Raw genomic sequence first — 19,883 nt, 5'->3', positions numbered from 1 at the left:
ACCATGGAGGTTGTGGGCACCCCAGGGCCAGCCCTGACGAGGTTTCGAGGGCAGACGGAAAACCCCTCCCGCTTCCCCAGCCGCACCGTGGCACGGACAATCGCACTGACCTGTACTAGCGGCCCGGCTGCACTCTTGAGGAGCAGAGATTGCCGAAGAGATCCCACAAGTGGAAAGAGCTGCGCAGCTCGGTTCCCCCCGGTCAACGCGCTTTCGTTCTGATGCTGCGAAAAGTCCGGGAGGTCAGCGACCGCACTCAGGCGCAGATCGCCGGGGACGTGTACCTGGCTCCGACATCGCTCTCGAACCACTTCAACGGCGGCCGGATTCCCGAAGCCGAGCACGTCGAGAAGCTCTACAAGATCCTCGACGACGAGGCGGCGACATCATCGAGACCTATGCCCTGCTCGTTGCCCTTGCTGTTGGAGCTCCGCGACAAAGCGCTGGTGAAGCACTGTGACTGCTGCGCTGCCGGTTCGCCCGCAGCCGCCGCCAGCTCCCCTGAGGCTCAGCCGACGGTGACGGGTTCGCCGGCCCCCAAGCCCGTCCGCCGACGACCGCGCCGACCCCGCGTCCGGCTTTCCACTCTGCGCCACAGCATTCCGCGGGCACCGGCACAAACAAAGGTGCCGGTCCCCCTCCGAGGGGGGGACCGGCACCTCACCACACCTGCTGACGCCGCCTGGCCTGAGATCAGGACGCTCGCCGCGAGCCTGTCTGATGGCCGGTCGCGAGACGCCGACATCATGATGTGGAGCGCCGCGACCACGCTTTCTGCCCGCGATGTCCAGATTTTCGTCGCCCACTGCCGAGCGGTCGGCATGGAGGAAGCGGCAGATCAAGTGATCACGAACGTGGCCCGACGCGACGCACAGGCGGTTCTCAATATCGCGTCCGCGCTCCACGACAGCGAGCAGTACGCAGACGCCGGCCTCCTGCTCGCAGCAGCCGCTCAGGAGGACTGAACTGGCCTTCCATCACCTCAGGCCGCCTCAGCTTCGTAGTGCATCTGAGCGCGGCCAAGGGCGCCGTCCGGGTCTCCTCCCTGGGCAGCAAGCCAATGGAGGAGGTCAGTAATGACGTCAGTAACCGTCTCATCGAGCGCGGCAAGGTCGAGACTTGAGGTGCCGCTGCACTGGCCGTACACCGACAGCACCGCGGCCACACGCCCCACGCGGGCCTCGCACCCTGCCGGCTTCAAGGAGAGCTCACACCAGATGACCTTCCCGGTTGACGTGCGGGCTGCCCCCCAGTCGTGCGCCATCGCGGCGATGAGGTGCAGACCTCTGCCGCTCTCAGCACTGTCCGCACAGGTCTCACCCAAAGGCGCTGTGGGCAGGGCACGACTCCGGTCATGGACCTCAAGCCGGACTCGTCCCTCCCTCAGTTCAAGAACGAGCGAGGCGGCAACGTCCCGACCGACATGCTTGATGACGTTGGCTCCAAGCTCGGTAGCGACGAGTTCAGCCTCCTCCGTCACGGCTGACGCACCCCACGAGCCGAGCTGAGATCTCACCGCCCGGCGCAGCTCGGACAGCTGGGCCGGCGCCGCTTCGAACGGCACCACATAGCGATGACAGGCATCCTCGCTCTCGCAGTGACACATGCCGACTCTCCCCTCGCACCATGACGGAGCTGCGCCCACCGCATCCGAACGGCGACGCTGCGTAGTACTCCGATGACGAGTATGGCAGCGAGAAGTCTCGCCATGTAACTTCTCACGCGCCTCGATCGGGTGAATGCACCGTGCCTAACCTCGCCTGGCTTTAGCCTTGTTGCACGCCCAGCACGTCGTTTGCAGCCAGGAAAAGAGCCTTCGATGCCCGTCAGGACGACCACCACGCGTCGCCGTCAGCTCGGCGCGATGATGCGGAAGCTGCGAGCTAGCAAAGGCATGACCCTTGAGGAAGCTGGCCGGCTGGTGGGCGTATCGAAGGCCACCGTCAGTCGGTACGAGACTCAGGAGGGCCCAGTGAAGTGGCCCATCGTCGACGCCCTGTGCCGGCAGTACGACGCGACGGAGGCCGAGCGGTGCACAGTCGTAGCTCTCGCCAAGGACGCGAAGCGGCAGGGCTGGTGGGGGCCGTTCAGCGACTCGATCCCCGCCGACATGAACCTCCTCCTCTCGCTGGAAGACGAGGCGGCGCGGGAGGACCACTTCTCCTGCATGTACGTACCAGGACTCTTGCAGACGCGGGGTTACAGCACCGCGATTCAGCAAGCCAATGAGATGCGCCTGGCGCCAGAGAAAGTCGAACGGCTCGTCGACATCCGCATGAAGCGCCAGGAGATCCTCTCCCGGGAACGTCCTCCGCACCTCTGGGCCATCCTGGATGAGTCGGTCATCCGACGTGTGGTCGGCTCGCCCGCGATCATGCGAGAACAGCTCGACCACCTCCTCAGGGCGAACGAGTCGCCGGGCGTCACCCTCCAGGTCCTCCCGTTCTCCAAGGGCGCACACGCGGCGGCTCTGGGAAGCTTCGTCATCCTGGGAGGGGCGGAACCCTCGCTCGATGTCGTCTACGTAGATCTCCATGTCGGCTCTGTTTTCATGGAGAAGGACCACGAACTCGACCGGTACCGGCTCGCGTTCGACTACCTGCGCGCGCAATCGCTGGACATGGGCGCGTCATCGGCTGTGATCGAACGCGTCTGCAAGGAGATCTGAAGCATGCCTTCCACCTCGTCTATCGATACCTCGATCTGGTTCAAGTCCTCACACAGCGGCGGTAATACAACTGAGTGCGTCGAAGCCGCGCGCCTCAGTGAGGCGACGGCGATACGCGACTCGAAAGCCGTCGAAGAGGGCTCTCTGCTCTTCCGGCCGACCTCATGGGCTTCCTTCGTGTCGGCCCTTCAGGATGGACACCTTGAGGCATGAACCGTTCTTGATCACGCCATAACGGCTGATCTGCGGACCCAGCGGGTGCCCTTCCGGATGCGCTGCGGGCGCGTTCCGTGCGTCTGCTCCTTCTGCCTTTACCCGCTGTCGCCTAGCTTCGCCGCGAACTCTTCGTACGGCACGGCGTGGTGCCATGCCGCATCTCGGATGACGGAGTATCGGACGACTTCGGTCGGCTCGGTGATCAACTCGACGTCCACGAGGTGGTCCTCGTCGTCGAATCGGAGCTTCGCGGCAAGCCGACTGTCGAACAGCCAGTAGTCCTCGGACGGGAGTTGGAGACGATCGGCATCCACTCGCCATACGTTCCGAATATCCTCCCCCAGACCACTGTTCCGCTTCGCGTTGTTGAGGAGGTAAAGCTGCCCTGTGGTCGGCGGCTGATCAACGATCCGCACCCGTTCGACACGCTTTCCCTGTGCGGTCTGGGAGCGGATCAGCTCGCAGTACGGATCCTCCACGGACCAGTCGACTCTGCCGGTCTCGACGAACTGACGGTACGTGTCCGTGGCTTCGTCACTGGCGAAGCGCCGCCGGGCCTCCAACCGCCAAGCCGAGTGCCGAAACGTACGGAACAGGCCCTCGAACTCGTCCAGGCCGATGATCCGAGCCTGACGGGTCGCGCCCTTCGGCGTCCAGTCGACCAACAGCTCACGCGGGACGACCACCGCCACCTCGCCCTCGCCCTCGGCCAGGCGCTGGAGCTGGGCGATATCGTCGGCAGCGGTCAACGGCGGTCCGTGAACGATGGTCTCTCCACTCGCCGCGTCCTCATGGACAGATGAGCTTCCCGTGCCACCGCTACCCGTGCCGCTAGGCCTCAACTGCCGCGCCATCACGGCCTCCTCTCACTTCGAAGGGTGTTCCGCCCGCCGTTCAAAGGTTGTAAGCATTCAGTGCGCGTGGAAGCCGAGCCGAACAACCGCAGTCGGTCATCGATCTACCCCTTCATCCCCGCCACCTGCCGCGACCGCTCCTGGAGCTCGCGTGCAGCCCGGATCTTGCCGTACGGCGCGATGCGTTTGCTCATAGTGGTGAAGTGCTCGTCACCGCGTGCAGAGGAGAGCCCTACGTAGTCGTCCAGGAAGGTGCCCCACGTGGTGCAAGCCTCCTCGATATGGCCGAACTCGAACTGCCGCTGAGCCATGACCGCATTGGCGTGGAGTCGCCCTTGCCTCTCCTGCTTGGGCTGCGCGCGGAGTGAGCTCTTCAGTGCTGCGATGGAGCCCGGCAGATCACGTGTCTCGTACAGAACGTGGGCCACGTGGAACTGGTAAGCGGACTGGTCGTAGCCTCCGATCGACTCCCGCCTGGAATCGGCTTGGGAGAGCGCGGACTCCGCCTCACGCAACCTCTCAAAGGCGGCGCGGCGGTCCCCGACCATCGAGGAGGCGTGCGCCTGCTGGCCGCGGAGGAAGGCCACCAGGCGGGGCCCTGCATCCGGTGCCGCCTCGGCTGCCGAGTCGGCGAGCTCCAGGGCTCTCCGGCCGTACCGCAGATGGGATGCCTGGAGGCTCATGCCGCGCAAGGTACGGCAGTACGTCACGTGGTCGGACGCTTCCTGGGCGAGGCGCAATGCCTTCACGTAGTACTGCTGGCCGAGACCGTGAGCCCGCTCGTACATGGCCATCCAGCCGGTGAGGTAGGTCAGGTCGGACGCGGCGGAGAGCATGTCGCGTCGCACCGGTCCGGTCGCGGATGCCCGCAGGTAGGGCGCGACGGTGTTGACGAGGAACGCGGCGGCCATGGGTCGCGCGTGTCCCGCGCCGAGCTCGTCGAGGATGTCCGCGATGCGGTCCGTCATCGTACGGACGGTCGCCACCTCAGCCGCGCCGATGCGCCCGGTCGGCCGGACCGAACGTTCCCGTTCCTCGGCGTAGGCCTCACCTGCGAAGAGGGGGACGGCAAGGGCAGCCGAGTACAGGCCTGCTGCGACAACTCCGCGCCGTGAGGGGTCCATGTCAGCCCTTCCGAGGTCCAAGAGGGAGTCTGTGGTGTCCGCGGAGTCTGCTGCCAGGTCCGGCTTCGGCGAGCGCAGGCCCGCTTCGGCGTAAGTCACCGGACGGCCGAGCTTGCGTTCGAGCACTTCGACGATCACCGGCCGGACCTGTGCTCGCGGCTGCGTGCCGCTCAGCCAGTGGGAGACGGCGGACTGGTCGTACCTCAACGCCATTCCCGCTTCAGCAGCCGTGCGATTCACGGCGTTCGCGAGCTGCGTCCTGGACCATCCGGCCTGTTCCAGAAGGTTCTCAAGGCCTGAGTTGCGGTCGCTCCCAGGTGCCACGGGCACACCAACTCCCCGGAAATTCATGGCTTTCACGGTTACGCCTGTCTCCAACGGTACCGGGATGAGCACGCCGCGCAGTTATCTCTACACAGAACGCGATCAAAAGCGGCCATGAGCGGAGATGCCTGGTGACCGACGTAGTGAAGACAAGCAGCGCCACAGGCGCAGGCCGCCCCAGGGCGGTAGCGGCAGGTGAGGAGGCTGACACGGAGCACGAGGTGCGGCGCGTACTCGCCTTCCGTCTCGGTACGACCACCCGCGCGGAACTCGACGACGCGGCAGTTTCCTTGCGCGGCCGGGCGGTAGCCCTCGTCGGCACTCTGTCGGTCGGAGCGCGAGCCATGAGTGGGGCTGACCGTGGCTACCTGCTGGAGGCGGCCCACCTCCTCGACAACCCTCCGGCTCCGGAAGCCCTGTCGCATCAGGTCCACTGCCATGTCCGAGCGCTGGCCCGGGTTCTCCGGAAGCTCGCTGCGATGAACGATGCCGATGGTGCGGGAGGAGCGATCTCGTCCCGACCTCCCCTTCCTGTACGGCCGGTACCGGGGCGAGGGCAAGGTACGGGGCGGTGAGCGAGCGGACCCGGCAGATCGGATACGTCGTCTGCCTCGCCGCCATCGGCTCGTCGATCATCGCGGCGGTGTGGTCAGGCCGGTAGCCAGGCACCGCGCCCCTCCACGCGCCGCAGGCCAGAACAGCACATCCCATCAGCCTCACAGACTCCCGCCCGGCTGTCTCCATGGACGGTCGGCAGCCGGGCGGGGCCAGGAGCACGACGGTGCGGAGACCGAATCTCCGCGACATCAGCACCGAAAGGGACTCTCCCATGAACGGAAACCTCTACGCACTGCCGATCCCGCCGGCCGACGCCTTCGCCGCCTACTGCGGCGGCAACGCCGGTGGCTCCAACGAGACCTGCGTGAGCCTCGCCGCCATCCCCGGCGCGGAGGCCTCTTTCGTCATCCGCGACAGCAAGCCCGAGGGCGCGGGCAAGGAGCTGCGCTTCACCGAGGCCGAGCTCGACGACTTCGCCACCGGGTGGGTCAGGACGAGGGGCCTGACGCTCTAACCTGGCTCCCTTCCTGAGCACGAAGCACCACGTAGTGGGCCGGCCCGGACAGGTTCCGGGCCGGCCCGTCTCCCCTAGCGAAGGGCGCAGATGACCTGGTCAGGGCACTGGCACGGATACGGTCCGTGGACCGGCAGCAGGGACGCGTACGGCCAGGAGGCCCTACGCCGTCCGGGTGCAGAACTGAACTACGAACACACCCGCGCCTTCGTCGCCTCGACGCTGCCGCCCCTCATGACCGGCCATTGGCTCATGCGGCAGAACCAGACGGCTACGGACCGCACCTGGACCCGTGTGGTGGCCGCCGTCACGTGGTTGAAGAGCACGTACGAGGCGAATCCCCCTGCGGAGAGGGACGACGGCGGCCGCGCCTACGTCACCCTGGAACACAAGATCGCGCACGCGATGGACTCCCTCCCCCGAGGGGTCGACGTCTGCTGGGTGCACTACACCAAGTCCCAGAGCCTGCTCTCCTTCTCGGTGGTGTGCTGCCTCAACCACCACCATCCCGGCCTCCCGTGCCCCCTCCCGCCCGCCTGACCTCCGTACCCCTTCGGTGACGTGAAGCGAGGAAGCCATCCGTGTCACTCAACCTCTTACTGCCCGAACCGGGCGTGACAGCACTCCTGACCTCCTGGCCGGACGAGCCATGCGTGTACGAACGCGAGGCCGGCGAGCTCGACCGTGTGATCAACGCGGAGGCCATCGACCATTACCTGGACACCGGGTGCGTGCCCGCGGACGAGATCGCCGTCGTGAGTGACGGCACGGCGCTGCACCCCGACCGCCACCGCACGGCGGGTCGGACCGACCCGGCGAAGCTGCGGAGCCTCTACGAGGACGGCCACACGATCCGGCTCGGCAACCTCCAGCGGGTCGTCCCCTTCCTGGCGGACGTCTCCCGTGGCATTCAGCAGGAGACCGGCTACAGCAACTACCTGCACGCCTTCGTGACCCCACCCGGCCGTCAAGGCCTGCTCCACCACTGGGATCAGCAGATGGCCGTCATCGTGCAGATCGCGGGCACCAAACGGTGGCAGCTCTGGCGCCCGATGTTTCCCTCCCCGATGCGGGAGTACCAGGAATCCTTCCGCGTCTGGGACCCCGGCTTCATCCCGCAGTGGGAGGCCGCGGGCCCCGATCTGGAGGTCGATCTCCGGCCGGGTCAGTCCCTGGTCCTGCCGAGAGGGTGGGTGCACCACCCTCATACGCTCGACGCGCAGGACCGCAGCATCCACCTGACGTTCGCGATCCGGGAACGCACGCCGGTCTGGATCGCGGAGAAGCTCGTAGGCGGTGTGATCGAGAAGGACGTCTTCCGGCGCGTCATCCTTCCCGGCGAGATCACGGGCCAGCACCTACCCCAACGTGTGCGGGACGTCCGTCAGGCGCTGATCGAGCACTTGACTGGTCTCGATCTGGACGACTTCGCTCGGTTCCTGGCCCGAGCCGCCGTATCGGAGAAGGAATACACCACCTGAGCCGCTGAGAGCTGAGCCGACTGCTCCGGGCGGCGTGAGCGGCAGCCACCTCACGCCGCTCCGGTAACACTGCGGCATCCTCAGAATCGGTCGACCTTCTCGCCGTCCGGGACCTGATAACAGCCGGACACAACCATCAGGTTCAGGCTTGGCGTCTTGCCCTTCGCGAAATGAGTGATCTTGACGCTGTGCTTCTTCTTGTCGTTGTCGGCTGTGAGCTGCATGCTCTTGTTCTTGCTCGTATTGGGCCCGTACTCGACGACTTTCCAGCCGTGCTTCGGGAGTTCCTCCTTGAGCCGCTCCATCACGCCATCAAGTTGGTCGACCGATGCCGGAGTGAAGCTCCACGGGTGGAAGATCTGGAAGTATTTGTCCGGATCCTTGTTTCCACACTCTGTGACGCCCGCTCCACTGTTGGACGCCTCTCCCTTGATTCCGATCAAATCGTAGAGCTCACTGGAAACCTTCTTGGTCGTTTCAACAGCTTCCCTCGACGTGCTGGTCCCAGCGGAGAGGGGCGGGTTGGAGTTCTTGTCGTCAGCCATGCTGCATCCGGTGAAGGTAGCGAGAGCCGTGGATACGAGGAAAGCCTGCGCGCCCAGTCTAGTCTTCACGTCGAGCAACCTCGGTCTACCGGTCCGGAGCATGGGTTGTAATCTACCTGGTCGGTCGCGCCGCATCCTGTGAGTGCGGCAAATAGTGCGGCACCCGGAAATACGCTACCGAAGGTTCCATTCCTCAATTTCCACCTATCCGCACCGGCCCGTCACATATCGTCGGACCAGAGACCCAGAGGGCAAGTCGGAGCGTAGAACCGCCTTGCCCTCTGGGCTCGGGTACTGAACTCAGAAGTGCTGGACCTTCTCACCCGCAGGGACCTGATAGCAGCCGGACACCACCATCAAGCTCAGTTTCGGCGGGTTTCGCTTATCGTAGTGAGTGATCCTTACACTGTGCTTCTTCCCGTCGTTATCGGCCGTGAGACTGATGCTCTTGTTCTTGCTGGTGCCAGGTCCGTAGTCCGTTACTTTCCAGCCGTGCTTGGATAGTTTCTCCTTGAGCCCTTCCATCACACCATCGAGCTGGTCGGCCGATGCCGGAGTGAAGCTCCAGGGATGAAAGATTTGGAAGTACTTGTCCGGATCCTTCCCGCTGCACTCCGAGACACCGGGGCCGGTGTCTGAAGCCTTTCCTTTGATGCCGATCAGATCGTAAATCTCACTGGAGACCTTCTCTGCCTGGTCGGCGGCGGAGAGCGATGTACTCGTGCCGGCGGAGGGGAGTTCGTCAGAGTCCTTGGCGTCAGTCATGCTGCTGCATCCGGTCAGAGTCGTAATGGTGAGGGAAACGAGGAGCGCCTGTGCGCCCAGTGTGTTCTTCACGTCGAGGAGCCTCGGTGGTTCTGGCCGCAATACAGGCCGATCGGTTCGTACGGGAGATTGGACCAGGCGTCACACTGTCTGACGACCGGCCCCGGCAACGGCGTCGGTCAAAAATGGCTATCGGCCCCGCTGGTGAGCTGGCGGCATCGGTTCCAAGTCGGCCTCGTCGCCATGACCCGCTACCACCAGGCCTTGATTCTGGAGGCTCTTGGTGTTCTCTTTCCAGTAGTCACTGTGGCCATCGGTGTCCGTAGTCATCTGGTTAGCGCCGAAGATTGGGTCGCTAGGGATGACCCAAGCGCCGTCCCAGTCCGTTCCGCCGTGCCCGAATCGCCCGATGTCCGGGACCACGTCCCAGTCCGCTTCCTGGTTCCATACGTGCCCTTCGGATACGTCCAGATGTTCAGCTTTGCTCACTTGAACACCGGGGCTGCCTGCGAGGATCACGTCGTCCACGTTCAGCTCGCCCTGCCGAGCCGCGGACCCGATCAGCGTCGTACCGTACGAGTGGCCGATTGCCGTGCGGTGCGGGTCCGAATCGGCGGTACGCGAGGCGTCGAGGCCATCGAGGAATCGGTTGTAGGCCGGCGCGCCGTCGTCCGCGTAATGGCTGAATGCCGCGTCTTTCACAATGCTCTGCGGCGCATCGTAGCCGAGCCAGGTAATGGTGGAAACCGTGCCACCGTCCGCCTCGTCAGTGGCCACACGCCACACGTTCGCCATCCGGTTGATATCCCCGCTGACACTGCTCAGGTTCGATGTCGTGCCCGGGACATAGACCGCCTGATGGTCAGCAGTGTCCGGGTTTCCGTTCGCGACGATCGCTCGCCCGTTTCCATCAGTGCTGAATCCGAGTAGGTACGCCTCCGGAAGGCCCTTGGTGCCCGTCGAGTCGAACCGTGCCTGAATGCTCTTCATGCCCTCATTCGACTTGGTGAGCTCCGCGTGCCGCTCACCGTGCTTCTCGTTCCACTTGGACCAGCTGTCGTTCTGGATGACGGCCGGGTACGGGCCATTGGGGTTGGGCGAATACCTCGGAGGCTCTGGAATCTTGGCAAGCTCCTGCTCCACATGGCCCCTGGTCTGCGCCAGCACCATACGGTTCGCCTCGTCACGGGTCACAGCGGGCAGACCGTCGAGCGCTCCGACCGAAGCGGCGTTCAAGGCGAGGTGGGCCGACTGGTCCTCCGCGCTGAGGCTCTTCCACCAGGCTGCGTTGTCCTTCGGGCTGCCGTCCTTCGGGGGCTCCGGCAGGGAGTCGAGATAGGCCTTGCCCGCCTCGCGGACTCCGCCCGTGTCCGACTGCGCGTCCGCCCAGTCCGGGTGGGAGACCTCCAAGTCGTCGTCGGCCTTCAGTGCGCGCAGCTTCGGCGCCCACTTCGTGTCCGCGTCCGTGGCCTCTTCCAGAGCGTCGGCGATCCGGTTCGCGTAGGCCATCGCCCTGCCGTAGTACGGGTTCGGGTGGATGTTCATCGCCTGGCGCTCCAGCGCGTCGGACGTCGGGCTGCCTCCCGCGCTCCCGGTCACCGTGCCGCCGTCCGCCGTCTTCTCGTCGCCGGGCTTCCTGCCCGCCGGATACGAGACGGAGCCGTTCGCGTTCACCGTGCAGCCGTCGGCCCGGGCGTCCTCCATGGCCGCTTCCAGCTTGCGCTTGGCCACCGCGATGTCGAAGGCGAAGCCGTTCAGCGCGGTGCTCACCAGACCGCACTCGGTCTGCGTGTAGTGGAAGTTCTTCGAGAGGCTCTTCAGTTCCTCGACTGCCGCCTTCGCCGCATCGCCCTCCAGCTGGTTGCGGAGTTCCACACTGATCCGGTTGTCGAGCGCGTCCTTGGCCTCGGAGGCCATGTCACCGGTCGTCCGATAGCCGTCCGCGGCCTCTTCGTACTCCGTCGGCTTGAAGGCCTTGAGCGTCGCAAGGTCCATGACCGGGCTCACTTCTCCTTCGCCTGGCCACCGACGGGCTCGGTGTCCCCGTATGTCACCTTGAGCTTCTCCAGCTCCGCCTGGGCCTCCTCGTCGGACTTCGACAGATCGTGGCCTGCTCCCCGCAGAAGTCCACCCAACGCTTCACAGCGGCCGCTCACATCGCTCACGTACTTCTTCCACGAGGCGTAGAGCTCCTTCTGTGCCGCCGCGCTCTGCGACCCGGTGGTGTCCCCCAGCCCCGCCTGACCGTCGGCAAGCTTCGTCAGCGCCTTGCCGACGCCGTCCTTGAGGCCGGTGACTCCCTCACCGGCCTTGACCCACGTCTTCCTGTTCGACTTCAGATCCCCCGAAGTCGAGCCGCCCGTGGTTCCGCCCTCCGCCGGGGCCTGGTTCAGCTGCATCTGCGCCGACCCATTCACCGCGACGTCAGCTTTGATTTGTTCCCATTCGTCCCACGCCACCGTAAGAATTCTCCCCGTTGTCCCCGATATCCCCGTTCCCCGTGGCCCCGTTTCCGGGTGCCTCGGGTTGAGCCGACATGATCTCCGGGGCCTGCGGGCCAAATCAAATGCGGACCTGCTCCCTGTGCCCTGCTCCCTGCTCCCTGTGCCAGATCGTGATGGGAGGTCGGAACCCTGTTCGCCCGGTCACTCGTCCTGTAAGCGGGACCAAGCGGATGGGACGACATGGTGGAGCAGGCAGACCCTGGTACGGAGTCGGCGGCGGGGCAGGAGGTCCCCGGCGCGGGCGACGGTCGGCGGGGGCGCGTCCTCGCCGTGCTTGCCGTGGTGCTGGCCGGGGTGATGGCGTTCCACCGGGGTGTGCCCAACGCCGTCGGGCGGGTCGGGAGTCTGGTGGAGTCCTTTCTGCCGTGGGCCGGCATGATCGTCGTTCTGCTGCTGGTGCTCGCCCTGGTGCGGCGGTCCGCCGTCGCGCTGGTGGCGGTGCTCCTGCCCGTGGGGGTCTGGGTGCATCTCTTCGGTGGGCTGCTCCTGCCCGGTGCGGGAGGCGGTGGGCGGTCGCTCGTCGTCGTGCAGCACAACGTCAGCGACGAGAACCGTGATCCGGCGGCGACCGCCCGGGCGCTGATCGAGGCCGGGGGCGACCTCGTCGCGCTGGAGGAGCTGGTGGTTCCGCAGCTGTCCGGGTACGAGAAGGCTCTCGCCGCCGAATATCCGCATCACGTCGTCCGGGGCACCGTCGGGCTCTGGTCCAAGTACCCGCTCAGCGGGGAGCGGGTCGTCGACATCAAGCCGCCGAGCATCGCGGAAGGGTGGAGCCGTGGTGTGCGTGCCGTCGTCGATTCGCCGTACGGGGACGTCGCGGCGTACGTCGCCCATCTGCCCTCCGTCCGGATCGGGGCCGGTGGGCTCGCGTCCGAACGGAGAGACGAGAGTGCCGAGTTGCTCGGGCGCGCCATCGCCGCCGAGAGCGTCGATACGGTGATCCTGCTCGGGGACCTCAACGGGACCGTGGAGGACCGGGGGCTGGAGCCTCTCACCTCACGCCTGAACGTGGCCGAGCGCGGCTTCGCCTTCAGCTTCCCCGCCTCCCTCCCGCTGGCCCGGATCGATCAGGTCCTGGCCCGCTCCGCCACCGTCGGCCACCTCCGCACCCTGCCCGCCACCGGCAGCGACCATCTGCCCGTCGCCGCCCGCGTCGTCCTGGGATGACTGCGCGGCCCGGAGCGCGTCGGCTCTCCGTACCGCCTCGACGCGTTGCCTCCAGTTCATGTCCTCGGGGAAGTCGTACGTGTCCGTGTCGACCATCCAGCTCGCGTACGCCGCCGCCCTGCGGCAGCCCACGCACAGCGTCTCGTCGCCCAGCGGGCGGAAGACGTGCTGCTCCCCCTCCCCCGCGCAGGCGATCATCTCCCTGACGGGCGGTGGGGGTGGCGGCGCCGGGAGCGGGGCCACCGGGCATTTCTCGATCAGGCGGTGGCGCAGGAAGCCCACCGCCGAGTGCACCCCTCCCTCGGGCCTGGCGGCCAGGAGCGCGTGCCGCACATCCTCTTCCGACAAGCCGCCCTCCAGCCACTTCACCGCCTCCACCGCCAGCCCGCGCGCCTCCCGAACCCCCAGCAACAGGTCGCGGCGCGTGTGGCGCAGCGACAGCAGCAGCCGTTCCGCCTTGGCCAGTCGGGAGGCGGGGTGGGGCGCCGGGTCGAGGCGCGACGTCTGGGCCGCGTGGGGTGCCGGGGCGGAGTCGGCCGCAGAGGGTGGGAGTTCCGGTGTCGGCTCCGGCTCCCGTGTCGGCTCCGGTTCCGGTAGCGGTGTCGGCTCCGGTTCTGGTTCCGGTGTCGGCTCCCGTGTCAGTTCCGGTTCCGGTTCCGGCCCGGGTTGCGGTTCCGGCCTCGGTTCCGGTTGCGCTCGGCGCTGTTCCGGTTGTTCCGCTTCGGAGGGTGGGTGGGGAGTGGTCTTATCACTGTGGTCTTCCTCCGGTTCATAGCCACCGGCCGTCCGGGGAGTCGGTCCACCGACCGTCGGATACCGCTTACCCGGTGGCGGTGGCGGTGCGGCAGGCGCCTCTTCCGGCGAGCGCCTGCCGCCCCCCTCCAGCGTCGCCCGTACGATCCTCGCCTCGGCGCTCGTCAGCGGCGTGTTCGTGAACAACTGGTCCGTCGCCCAGCGTCCGCCATCGGCCTGGGCCCGCCACTCGTGGACGAAACCGTGCTCCATCAGTTGTTTCTTGGCCAGTTGGTACGGGCGGCCCTTGATCTCCAGCTTCCGTGCCAGCTCGCCGAGCGGGCGGTTCGTGGCGGAGTCGGGGAGGCCCTGGACGTACAGGAGGAGGATTTTCGCATCGCTGTTCATCCGCCGGTCGCGTACGACCGTGTGCGGGGCTTTGGTCCAGCCCGAAGAGGGCGCGATAACATGACGCAGCATTTCTAGTGGGCTCCTGCCACTGGGGGTGTTAGGCCCTCGGGTGGGTGTTCGCGCACCTCCGGGGGCCGCCCTATGCCCGCCTACGTACGCGCACAGAGCGTGATGTCGCCGTCACGGTACCGCACGCTTTCGACCTGGTACGACGTCCGGGAAAAGTGCGCCCCCGCTCACCACCCAGCTCGCAACCGGACTACCGCCGTGCGCCGTTGCGCCAGTCGTTCCCTGTCTCCGTGTACGCGCGTCTGCCCGCCCCGGAACAGGTTCAGCGCCCAGCCCGCGGCCACACACCAGGGCGTGCTGATCCCGGCGAGCCGCTGCGCGACCTCACCCGGAGTCCAACTGGACGACCACCTGGCGGCGAGGCCTTCGATCTCCTCGGGTGGCAGTTCGGTGCCGTCGCCCGGCAGTTGCTCGCTCATCGCAGGAAGCTACCAGCGGACACCGACGCCCGGGTCAGGACGCCGGTGACGGCGCGTAGTGGTGGGCAAGGCCGGTGGCGAGGTCGCGGAGGTGAGCCCTGACTTCGTCGGGGCCGTGCACAGTGATGGCGCTGCCGAACGGCAGGAGTGCTCGCACGTCCTCCAGATGCGGGAAGCGGATCGTGACCCGGCGGCCGGTGGCGGAGTCTTCATGGTCGCCCCGGATGAGGCGTAGGCCGAAGATCCGTTGCGCTCGCCCGATCTGGCTCTCGTCGATGGTGGCGCTGACCTCTATCGCGTGGCGGTGTTCCCACTGCTCGACGAGCGCCTCGGCGACGGTGGCCAAGCTCTGGTTCTCGCGGATCCGTCGTGGTTGGTCGACTTCCGTCCACGTCGTGATGCGTTCGATCCGGTACATCCGTGCCACTCGGTCGCAGTCCGCGACGAGGTACCAGCTGCCGGCCTTGGCGAACAGTCCGTAGGGGTCCACGACAAGGTCGCGCCGGCACGGCTCGCGTGGGCTGTCGTACTCGATGCGCAGCCGACGGCCTCTCCGCACCGCGCCGATCAGCGAAGCCGGAGTCGTGCCGGAAGCTCGTATCTGACGCCAGGGGCGGCTGTCCACGTGCACTACGTCGGTGAGCGGCAGGTGCTGCTCCCGCACTCGACGTGACGGTGCGCCGGAGATCTTGGAAAGCGCGCGCCGGCTTTCCACCGACACGTCGAGCTCCGCACGTTGCCTCTCATCCAGCCCGGTGAGCGACAGATGATCGCGTTCGCCCGGTGTGAGTCGCGCGAGGTCGAGCCCGGACCCGGGCAGCATGGTCACGCCTCCGAAGCGGCCCCGCTGTGCGGATACCGGCAGACCCGCGTCACGGAGCCAGTTCAGGTCCCGGTTGATGGTTCGAAGGGACACCCCGAGCGCCGAGGCAAGCTCCTGTGTCGTCACGGCATCCCTCGATTCGAGGAGCAGCATCAGGGCGAAGAAGCGGTCTGGGGTCACGCACCGATTTTTTCAGGAATGGCGACAGGATGCGGCGCATATACCGATCAGGCTGGTGGATGCGTACCTACGACCCGGGAAAAGGAATGATCATGACCGCATCCGTCGTGTCCATCGTCTACGTGAACGACTCCGCCGCCGCAGCTCGTTTCTACGGCGACCTCCTCGGTATGAGCCCCTCGTTCGAGACGCCGGGATACATCGCCTTCGACCTCGGGCCGGGCGCCGACCTCGCCCTGTGGTCCGGCCAGTTCGAGGATCTGTCACCGGACGTCCCGCGCACCAGTGAGATTTGCCTGGCCATCGACGGTGGACCCGGCGAGCTCAACGCGACGTTCCACCAGTGGCAGTCCAAAGGGGTCACGATCCTGCGCGAACCCCATGACGCGGGGTTCGGGCTGACCTTCCTCGCAGCCGATCCTGACGGCAACCGTATCCGCGTCGCACCGCAGGACTGAGAGACGGCACTGCGGCAGGCGCGCACGCCAGGCGTCGCGCCTGCCGTCGTCCGACTGCGAGAGGTCAGCGACGGGAGACCACGGTCAAGACCTGCGGAGGGGAGCTGTGCCGACCCAGCGGTGGTAGGTGTCTACGTCGACGTTGCTGCCGCACACGATGGTGACAACGTGTCGGCCGGCGAAGCGATCGCGATCTTCGAGGATCGCCGCGATGCCGAGCGCGGCCGAAGGTTCGACGACGAGACCGGCGTGGTCGAGAAGCATCCGCATACCGGAGATGATCGACGACTCCTCGACCAGGACGGCGTCGTCAGCGACCAGGAGGAGATCGTCCAGGACGGCCGGAAGGGGACGCCGGCCGGCGACGCCGTCAGCGATGGTGTCGGTCGAGTCGGTGGTGACGACACGCCGCTGGTGCCACGAGTGGGTCAGCGCCGGTGCGCCCCGCGGCTGGACGCAGATCACCTCGACTTCCGGTGCCCATGCCTTCACCACATGACCCACGCCGGTGGCCAGTGCCCCACCGCCGAGAGCGATCAGGACGGTGTCGAACGACGGCGCGGTATCCACGAGTTCCAGGCCGATGGTCGCCGCGCCCTCACAGGTCTCGATGTCCAGGCTGTCTTCGACCAGCCGGATGCCGTCGTACCGCGCGATGTCCGCCGCCCGCTCGCGAGCCATCTCATGGTCGCCGTCCACCAGCTCCAACCCGGCGCCCAGTGCGCGGATGCGATCAAGCTTGGTCCGCGTCGCGAAGCGGGATGCCACGACCGTGACGTCGAGCCCCCGGCCGCGCCCGGACCAGGCGAGGGCTTGGCCCAGGTTGCCCGCGCTCGCGCACACCGCGGCTGACGAGGCACTGTCGGCGAGCAGGCTCGCGACTACCTCCGTGCCGCGGGCCTTGAAGCTGCGGACCGGGTTCGCCGTTTCGAGTTTGATGCTCACCGTGCACCCGAGGCCGGGCTCCAGCGCCTCGCAGCGGTACAGCGGAGTGTCGAGAAAGACCGGGTCGATCACCCGGCGGGCCGCCCGGATCCGAGCCGTGTTGAGACGCGTCTCCTGCACGACACAGCAGCGTAGCGCCACTTGCACGGGTCCTCTGAGCAATTGGCCGCGGTTGCAGGCCGGTTGGGGTGTCTCGCTGCGGCGGGTACCTCGGGGCGTTCGACGGGGTGACCGTTCTCGAAGCGGGCGCCGGCCCGGACGAGGGCGACGGGGTGGGGTGCGGTGGTCGAAGATCTCGCATGCGGCGGCGGTCTCCAGTGGCTGCTTACGCGTGCCGTGTGAGGGCGTCGCCCCCGAGCTGCCACATTTCGTAGTTGCCGCATTCTGCCGTGACCTCGGCCGCCGAGTGAGCCGCGGCGATGAAGTCGTCGACGACCGGTGAGGTGTGCGTTGCCGCTACCGCGAGGTGCACGTGGTCGGGTGCCAGGTCCGGGATGGGCACGTAGGCGATGTCGGGATGCGAGTAGAAGACGGACGCCGACCGGGCCAGGAAGGAGATGCCGCGTCCGGCCGCCACATGTTCGAGGGTTTCGTCGACCCCGCGCACCGGGTATCCGGCGTTGGCGAACGGGCGCTTGGTGGGCTGCGAGTTCACGTCACCGTCCCACAGCAGCAGCTCACCGGCCAGGTCGGTCTCGGTGACCTCCGCCTTACCGGCGAAGCGATGCCCGGCCGGCAGCACCGCCACCCGCGGCTCGGTGTACAAGGGCGTCAGGCGCAGGCCGGTTTCGTCGATGGGCAGGCGCACGAAGGCTACGTCGATGCGCCCGTCGAGCAGCATCACGGCCTGGTCGTCGCCCTCGATCCGCTGCACATCGACGATCACGTCGGGGTGCCTGCCCTCGAACGCGCGGGCCGCCGGGGTGATGGGAATGCCGGCGCGGAAGCCGACCATGAGCCGCCGGCCGCCGGCGGCCTCGGACACACGGCGGCGCAGCGCGTGGGCGGAGGCGAGCAACGGGCCGGCGTCGGCCAGCAGTTGCCGGCCCGCGTCGGTCAGTTCGACGCCGTGGCGGTCCCGGGTGAACAGTGCCGCGCCGAGATCCTTCTCGAGTGCGCGGATCTGTCGGCTGAGCACCGGCTGCGCGATGTGGAGTCCGTCGGCGGCGCGGCCGAAGTGGAGCCGGTCGGCGACGGCGACGAAGTACCGCAGTTTTCGCAGATCGAGATCCATACGGCCTCCGACGTGGTGAGACCTTCAGGGTATCACCAGGGTCTCAAGAGGTCTTGGACGTTTCCTGGGGGCGGTGGCAGCATCACATACGCGCCTCACGGCGTCGAAAGTGAAATCGATGCGGAAATTCCCCCGGCAGGACCGGAAATCGGAAAGCAGGAATACTGATGAGCAGTATCAGCATCGTCGGACTGGGCAATATGGCCCAGGCTCTGGCCGGGCGGGCGCTCGCCGGCGGTAACACCGTTGAGATCCTCGGCCGCGACCAGGCCAAGGCGCAGGAAGTGGCCGCCGCACTCGGCGGCGCCACCGTGGGCACGGCCGGTGAGATCCCGGCCGGGGACATCGTGATCCTCGCCGTGCCCTACGCCGGCGCGGTAGCGGTGGTGAAGGAGTACGGGGACGCACTGCGCGGCAAGACCATCGTCGACGTCACCAACCCCGTCACCCCTGACCTGCAGGGCTTCGTCGTGCCCGCTGACAGCTCCGGAGCACAGGAGATCGCCGAGGCCGCTCCCGACGACGCGCACGTCGTCAAGGCGTTCAACACGGTGTTCTCCCACGTGGTGGCCGCCGGGTCCGCCGAGGGCCGCCCGGTGGACGTGTTCATCGCCGGCCACGACGCGCAGGCCAAGACCCGCGTGTCGGCTTTCGTCGAGAGCCTGGGGCTGCGCCCCTGGGACACCGGCGACCTATTCATGGCGCGGGCGCTGGAAAACGTCGGCCTGCTGGAGCTGGGCCTGATGAGCCACTCCGTCAAACACACCGATTTCTCCCTCAACGTCACCCTGCTGCGCTGAATAGCGCTCCTCACCTCTTTCCGTGTCGTCCGGGAATGTCTCGCGAGCGTCACGGAAAGCCCCAGTCCACCCCTTTAAGGAATATTCCAGATGCATGTATTCGTCGCCGGCGGGACCGGGCATTCCGGTTCTCACATCATTCCCGAGCTCATCTCCGCAGGGCACGAGGTCACCGGCCTGGCCCGGTCGGACGCGTCCGCTGAGACCCTCTCCGCGCTCGGTGCGAAAGTGCGCCGTGGTGACCTGGCGGACCTCGACGGGCTCAAGGAAGCAGCCGCCGCCTCCGACGGCGTCATCCACGTCGCCCACCGACAGGACCTCCTGCCCACCGGCGGTATGGACGCCGTGGCCGCCGCGGAGCTCCCCATCCTGCTCGCCTACGGCGAGGCCCTCGCGGGAACGGGAAAGCCGCTGGTCACCGCAGGAAGCATCGGCTCACCGGGTGACCTGGGACGGCCGGCCACCGAGGAAGACCCTGCCCTGCCGTCCGGCGAAGAGCACCGGGGCACCCTGCGGGCCCGCAACGTCGTGGAGCGGGTCGTGATCGACCTGGCCGGGCAGGGGGTGCGTTCCTCGGTCGTGCGGATCGCCAACATCGCGCACAGCACGAGTGATGTGGCGGGCTTCCTTCCCACACTGATCGCGCTCGCGAAGGAGAAGGGGTTCGCCGGCTACCCCGGCGATGGCGCCAACGTGTGGAACGCCGTCCACATCCGCGACACCGCCGCCCTGTTCCGCCTGGCCCTGGAGAACGGGCCGGCCGGCAGCTACTGGCACGCGGTCGAGGACGAGGGCACCCCCTTCCGCGACATCGCCGAGGCCCTCGCCGACCGTCTGGGCCTGCCCGCCGTGAGCATCCCCGACGACTCCCTGATGACACCGGGCTACTTCGGATTCCTCACCAACATCGTCACGCAGAGCTACCCGGCGTCCAACGCCATCACGCGCCGCACCCTCGGCTGGGAACCCGCCCAGCCCCGCCTTATCGCCGATCTGGACAACGGCCACTACTTCCCCGCCGCCTGAACGGTTGGCCGTCCACCGCCCGTGCGGGAACGCCAGCAGGCCATCGGCACCGCCATCGCCGCCAGC

Annotated in this window: 20 protein-coding genes and 1 pseudogene; 10 read left to right on the top strand and 11 right to left on the bottom strand. The window is 67.0% G+C overall.

What is annotated here, in order from left to right; genetic code table 11:
• The first annotated feature begins 149 nt into the window (after window positions 1-149).
• Window positions 150-965: a helix-turn-helix domain-containing protein gene (locus N7925_RS23350; protein ID WP_274345050.1), complete on the top strand. Its 816-nt coding sequence runs from the start codon at window positions 150-152 to the stop codon at window positions 963-965.
• A 17-nt stretch (window positions 966-982) separates the two neighbouring features.
• On the opposite strand, the gene N7925_RS23345 is transcribed toward N7925_RS23350, so the two are convergent.
• Window positions 983-1,606: an ATP-binding protein gene (locus N7925_RS23345; RefSeq protein ID WP_274345049.1), complete on the bottom strand. Its 624-nt coding sequence runs from the start codon at window positions 1,604-1,606 to the stop codon at window positions 983-985.
• A gap of 213 nt (window positions 1,607-1,819) precedes the next feature.
• Here N7925_RS23345 and N7925_RS23340 point away from each other — a divergent pair, with 213 nt between their 5' ends.
• Together N7925_RS23340 and N7925_RS23335 are read left to right on the top strand one after the other, a co-directional pair.
• Entirely contained in the window at window positions 1,820-2,668 is an 849-nt protein-coding gene (locus N7925_RS23340) for a helix-turn-helix domain-containing protein (protein WP_274345048.1), read from the top strand.
• Window positions 2,669-2,671: 3 nt separating this feature from the next.
• Complete coding sequence (locus N7925_RS23335) at window positions 2,672-2,881, top strand: DUF397 domain-containing protein (RefSeq protein ID WP_274345047.1); 210 nt, start codon at window positions 2,672-2,674, stop codon at window positions 2,879-2,881.
• Between the two features lie 98 nt (window positions 2,882-2,979).
• Here the strand turns inward: N7925_RS23335 and N7925_RS23330 are convergent, their stop codons facing one another.
• A complete protein-coding gene (locus N7925_RS23330; protein ID WP_274345046.1) occupies window positions 2,980-3,738 on the bottom strand; it encodes a DUF6879 family protein in 759 nt (252 codons plus the stop codon).
• Window positions 3,739-3,842: 104 nt separating this feature from the next.
• A complete protein-coding gene (locus N7925_RS23325; protein ID WP_274346539.1) occupies window positions 3,843-5,213 on the bottom strand; it encodes a hypothetical protein in 1,371 nt (456 codons plus the stop codon).
• Window positions 5,214-6,015: 802 nt separating this feature from the next.
• On the opposite strand from N7925_RS23325, the gene N7925_RS23320 reads away from it, so the two are divergent.
• From N7925_RS23320 to N7925_RS23310, 3 genes are all read left to right on the top strand, one after another.
• The gene (locus tag N7925_RS23320; protein ID WP_274345045.1) at window positions 6,016-6,258 is read left to right on the top strand and encodes a DUF397 domain-containing protein; all 243 of its coding nucleotides are present in this window, start codon (window positions 6,016-6,018) and stop codon (window positions 6,256-6,258) included.
• Between the two features lie 90 nt (window positions 6,259-6,348).
• Complete coding sequence (locus N7925_RS23315) at window positions 6,349-6,798, top strand: hypothetical protein (RefSeq protein WP_274345044.1); 450 nt, start codon at window positions 6,349-6,351, stop codon at window positions 6,796-6,798.
• A 41-nt stretch (window positions 6,799-6,839) separates the two neighbouring features.
• Window positions 6,840-7,739, top strand: a complete 900-nt coding sequence (locus N7925_RS23310; RefSeq protein ID WP_331617804.1) for a JmjC domain-containing protein — start codon at window positions 6,840-6,842, stop codon at window positions 7,737-7,739.
• Window positions 7,740-7,819: 80 nt separating this feature from the next.
• Here N7925_RS23310 and N7925_RS23305 read toward each other — a convergent pair whose 3' ends face one another.
• The 4 genes from N7925_RS23305 to N7925_RS23290 form a co-directional block, all read right to left on the bottom strand.
• A complete protein-coding gene (locus tag N7925_RS23305; RefSeq protein ID WP_274345043.1) occupies window positions 7,820-8,386 on the bottom strand; it encodes a hypothetical protein in 567 nt (188 codons plus the stop codon).
• A 198-nt stretch (window positions 8,387-8,584) separates the two neighbouring features.
• Window positions 8,585-9,121 carry a hypothetical protein gene (locus N7925_RS23300; RefSeq protein WP_274345042.1) on the bottom strand — a complete coding sequence of 179 codons (537 nt, stop codon included), beginning with the start codon at window positions 9,119-9,121 and terminating at the stop codon, window positions 8,585-8,587.
• Window positions 9,122-9,238: 117 nt separating this feature from the next.
• Window positions 9,239-11,044: an alpha/beta hydrolase gene (locus N7925_RS23295; RefSeq protein ID WP_274345041.1), complete on the bottom strand. Its 1,806-nt coding sequence runs from the start codon at window positions 11,042-11,044 to the stop codon at window positions 9,239-9,241.
• 8 nt (window positions 11,045-11,052) lie between these two features.
• Window positions 11,053-11,448: a hypothetical protein gene (locus N7925_RS23290; protein WP_274345040.1), complete on the bottom strand. Its 396-nt coding sequence runs from the start codon at window positions 11,446-11,448 to the stop codon at window positions 11,053-11,055.
• A 402-nt stretch (window positions 11,449-11,850) separates the two neighbouring features.
• Between N7925_RS23290 and N7925_RS23285 the strand changes: the two genes are divergently transcribed.
• Window positions 11,851-12,720, top strand: coding sequence for an endonuclease/exonuclease/phosphatase family protein (locus N7925_RS23285; RefSeq protein ID WP_443032353.1), 870 nt, complete (start codon window positions 11,851-11,853; stop codon window positions 12,718-12,720).
• Window positions 12,721-14,150: 1,430 nt separating this feature from the next.
• Here the strand turns inward: N7925_RS23285 and N7925_RS23280 are convergent.
• A pseudogene (locus N7925_RS23280) lies at window positions 14,151-14,351 on the bottom strand (hypothetical protein); the annotation flags it as partial.
• A 34-nt stretch (window positions 14,352-14,385) separates the two neighbouring features.
• A complete protein-coding gene (locus N7925_RS23275) occupies window positions 14,386-15,354 on the bottom strand; it encodes a helix-turn-helix transcriptional regulator (RefSeq protein WP_274345037.1) in 969 nt (322 codons plus the stop codon).
• A gap of 92 nt (window positions 15,355-15,446) precedes the next feature.
• Here N7925_RS23275 and N7925_RS23270 point away from each other — a divergent pair, with 92 nt between their 5' ends.
• A complete protein-coding gene (locus N7925_RS23270; RefSeq protein ID WP_274345036.1) occupies window positions 15,447-15,812 on the top strand; it encodes a VOC family protein in 366 nt (121 codons plus the stop codon).
• A gap of 84 nt (window positions 15,813-15,896) precedes the next feature.
• Here the strand turns inward: N7925_RS23270 and N7925_RS23265 are convergent, their stop codons facing one another.
• Both N7925_RS23265 and N7925_RS23260 read right to left on the bottom strand, forming a co-directional pair.
• Complete coding sequence (locus N7925_RS23265) at window positions 15,897-16,877, bottom strand: threonine ammonia-lyase (protein ID WP_274345035.1); 981 nt, start codon at window positions 16,875-16,877, stop codon at window positions 15,897-15,899.
• Window positions 16,878-17,082: 205 nt separating this feature from the next.
• The gene (locus N7925_RS23260) at window positions 17,083-17,991 is read right to left on the bottom strand and encodes a LysR family transcriptional regulator (RefSeq protein WP_274345034.1); all 909 of its coding nucleotides are present in this window, start codon (window positions 17,989-17,991) and stop codon (window positions 17,083-17,085) included.
• Window positions 17,992-18,158: 167 nt separating this feature from the next.
• Between N7925_RS23260 and N7925_RS23255 the strand changes: the two genes are divergently transcribed.
• Window positions 18,159-18,791 (top strand): NADPH-dependent F420 reductase, encoded by a 633-nt coding sequence (locus tag N7925_RS23255; RefSeq protein WP_274345033.1) that lies wholly within the window; start codon window positions 18,159-18,161, stop codon window positions 18,789-18,791.
• A 90-nt stretch (window positions 18,792-18,881) separates the two neighbouring features.
• Complete coding sequence (locus tag N7925_RS23250) at window positions 18,882-19,817, top strand: SDR family oxidoreductase (protein ID WP_274345032.1); 936 nt, start codon at window positions 18,882-18,884, stop codon at window positions 19,815-19,817.
• The last annotated feature ends 66 nt before the right edge of the window (window positions 19,818-19,883 follow it).

Source organism: Streptomyces sp. CA-278952 (assembly GCF_028747205.1).
Classification (GTDB): Bacteria; Actinomycetota; Actinomycetes; order Streptomycetales; family Streptomycetaceae; genus Streptomyces.
This window is presented reverse-complemented; position numbering and strand designations above follow the sequence as displayed.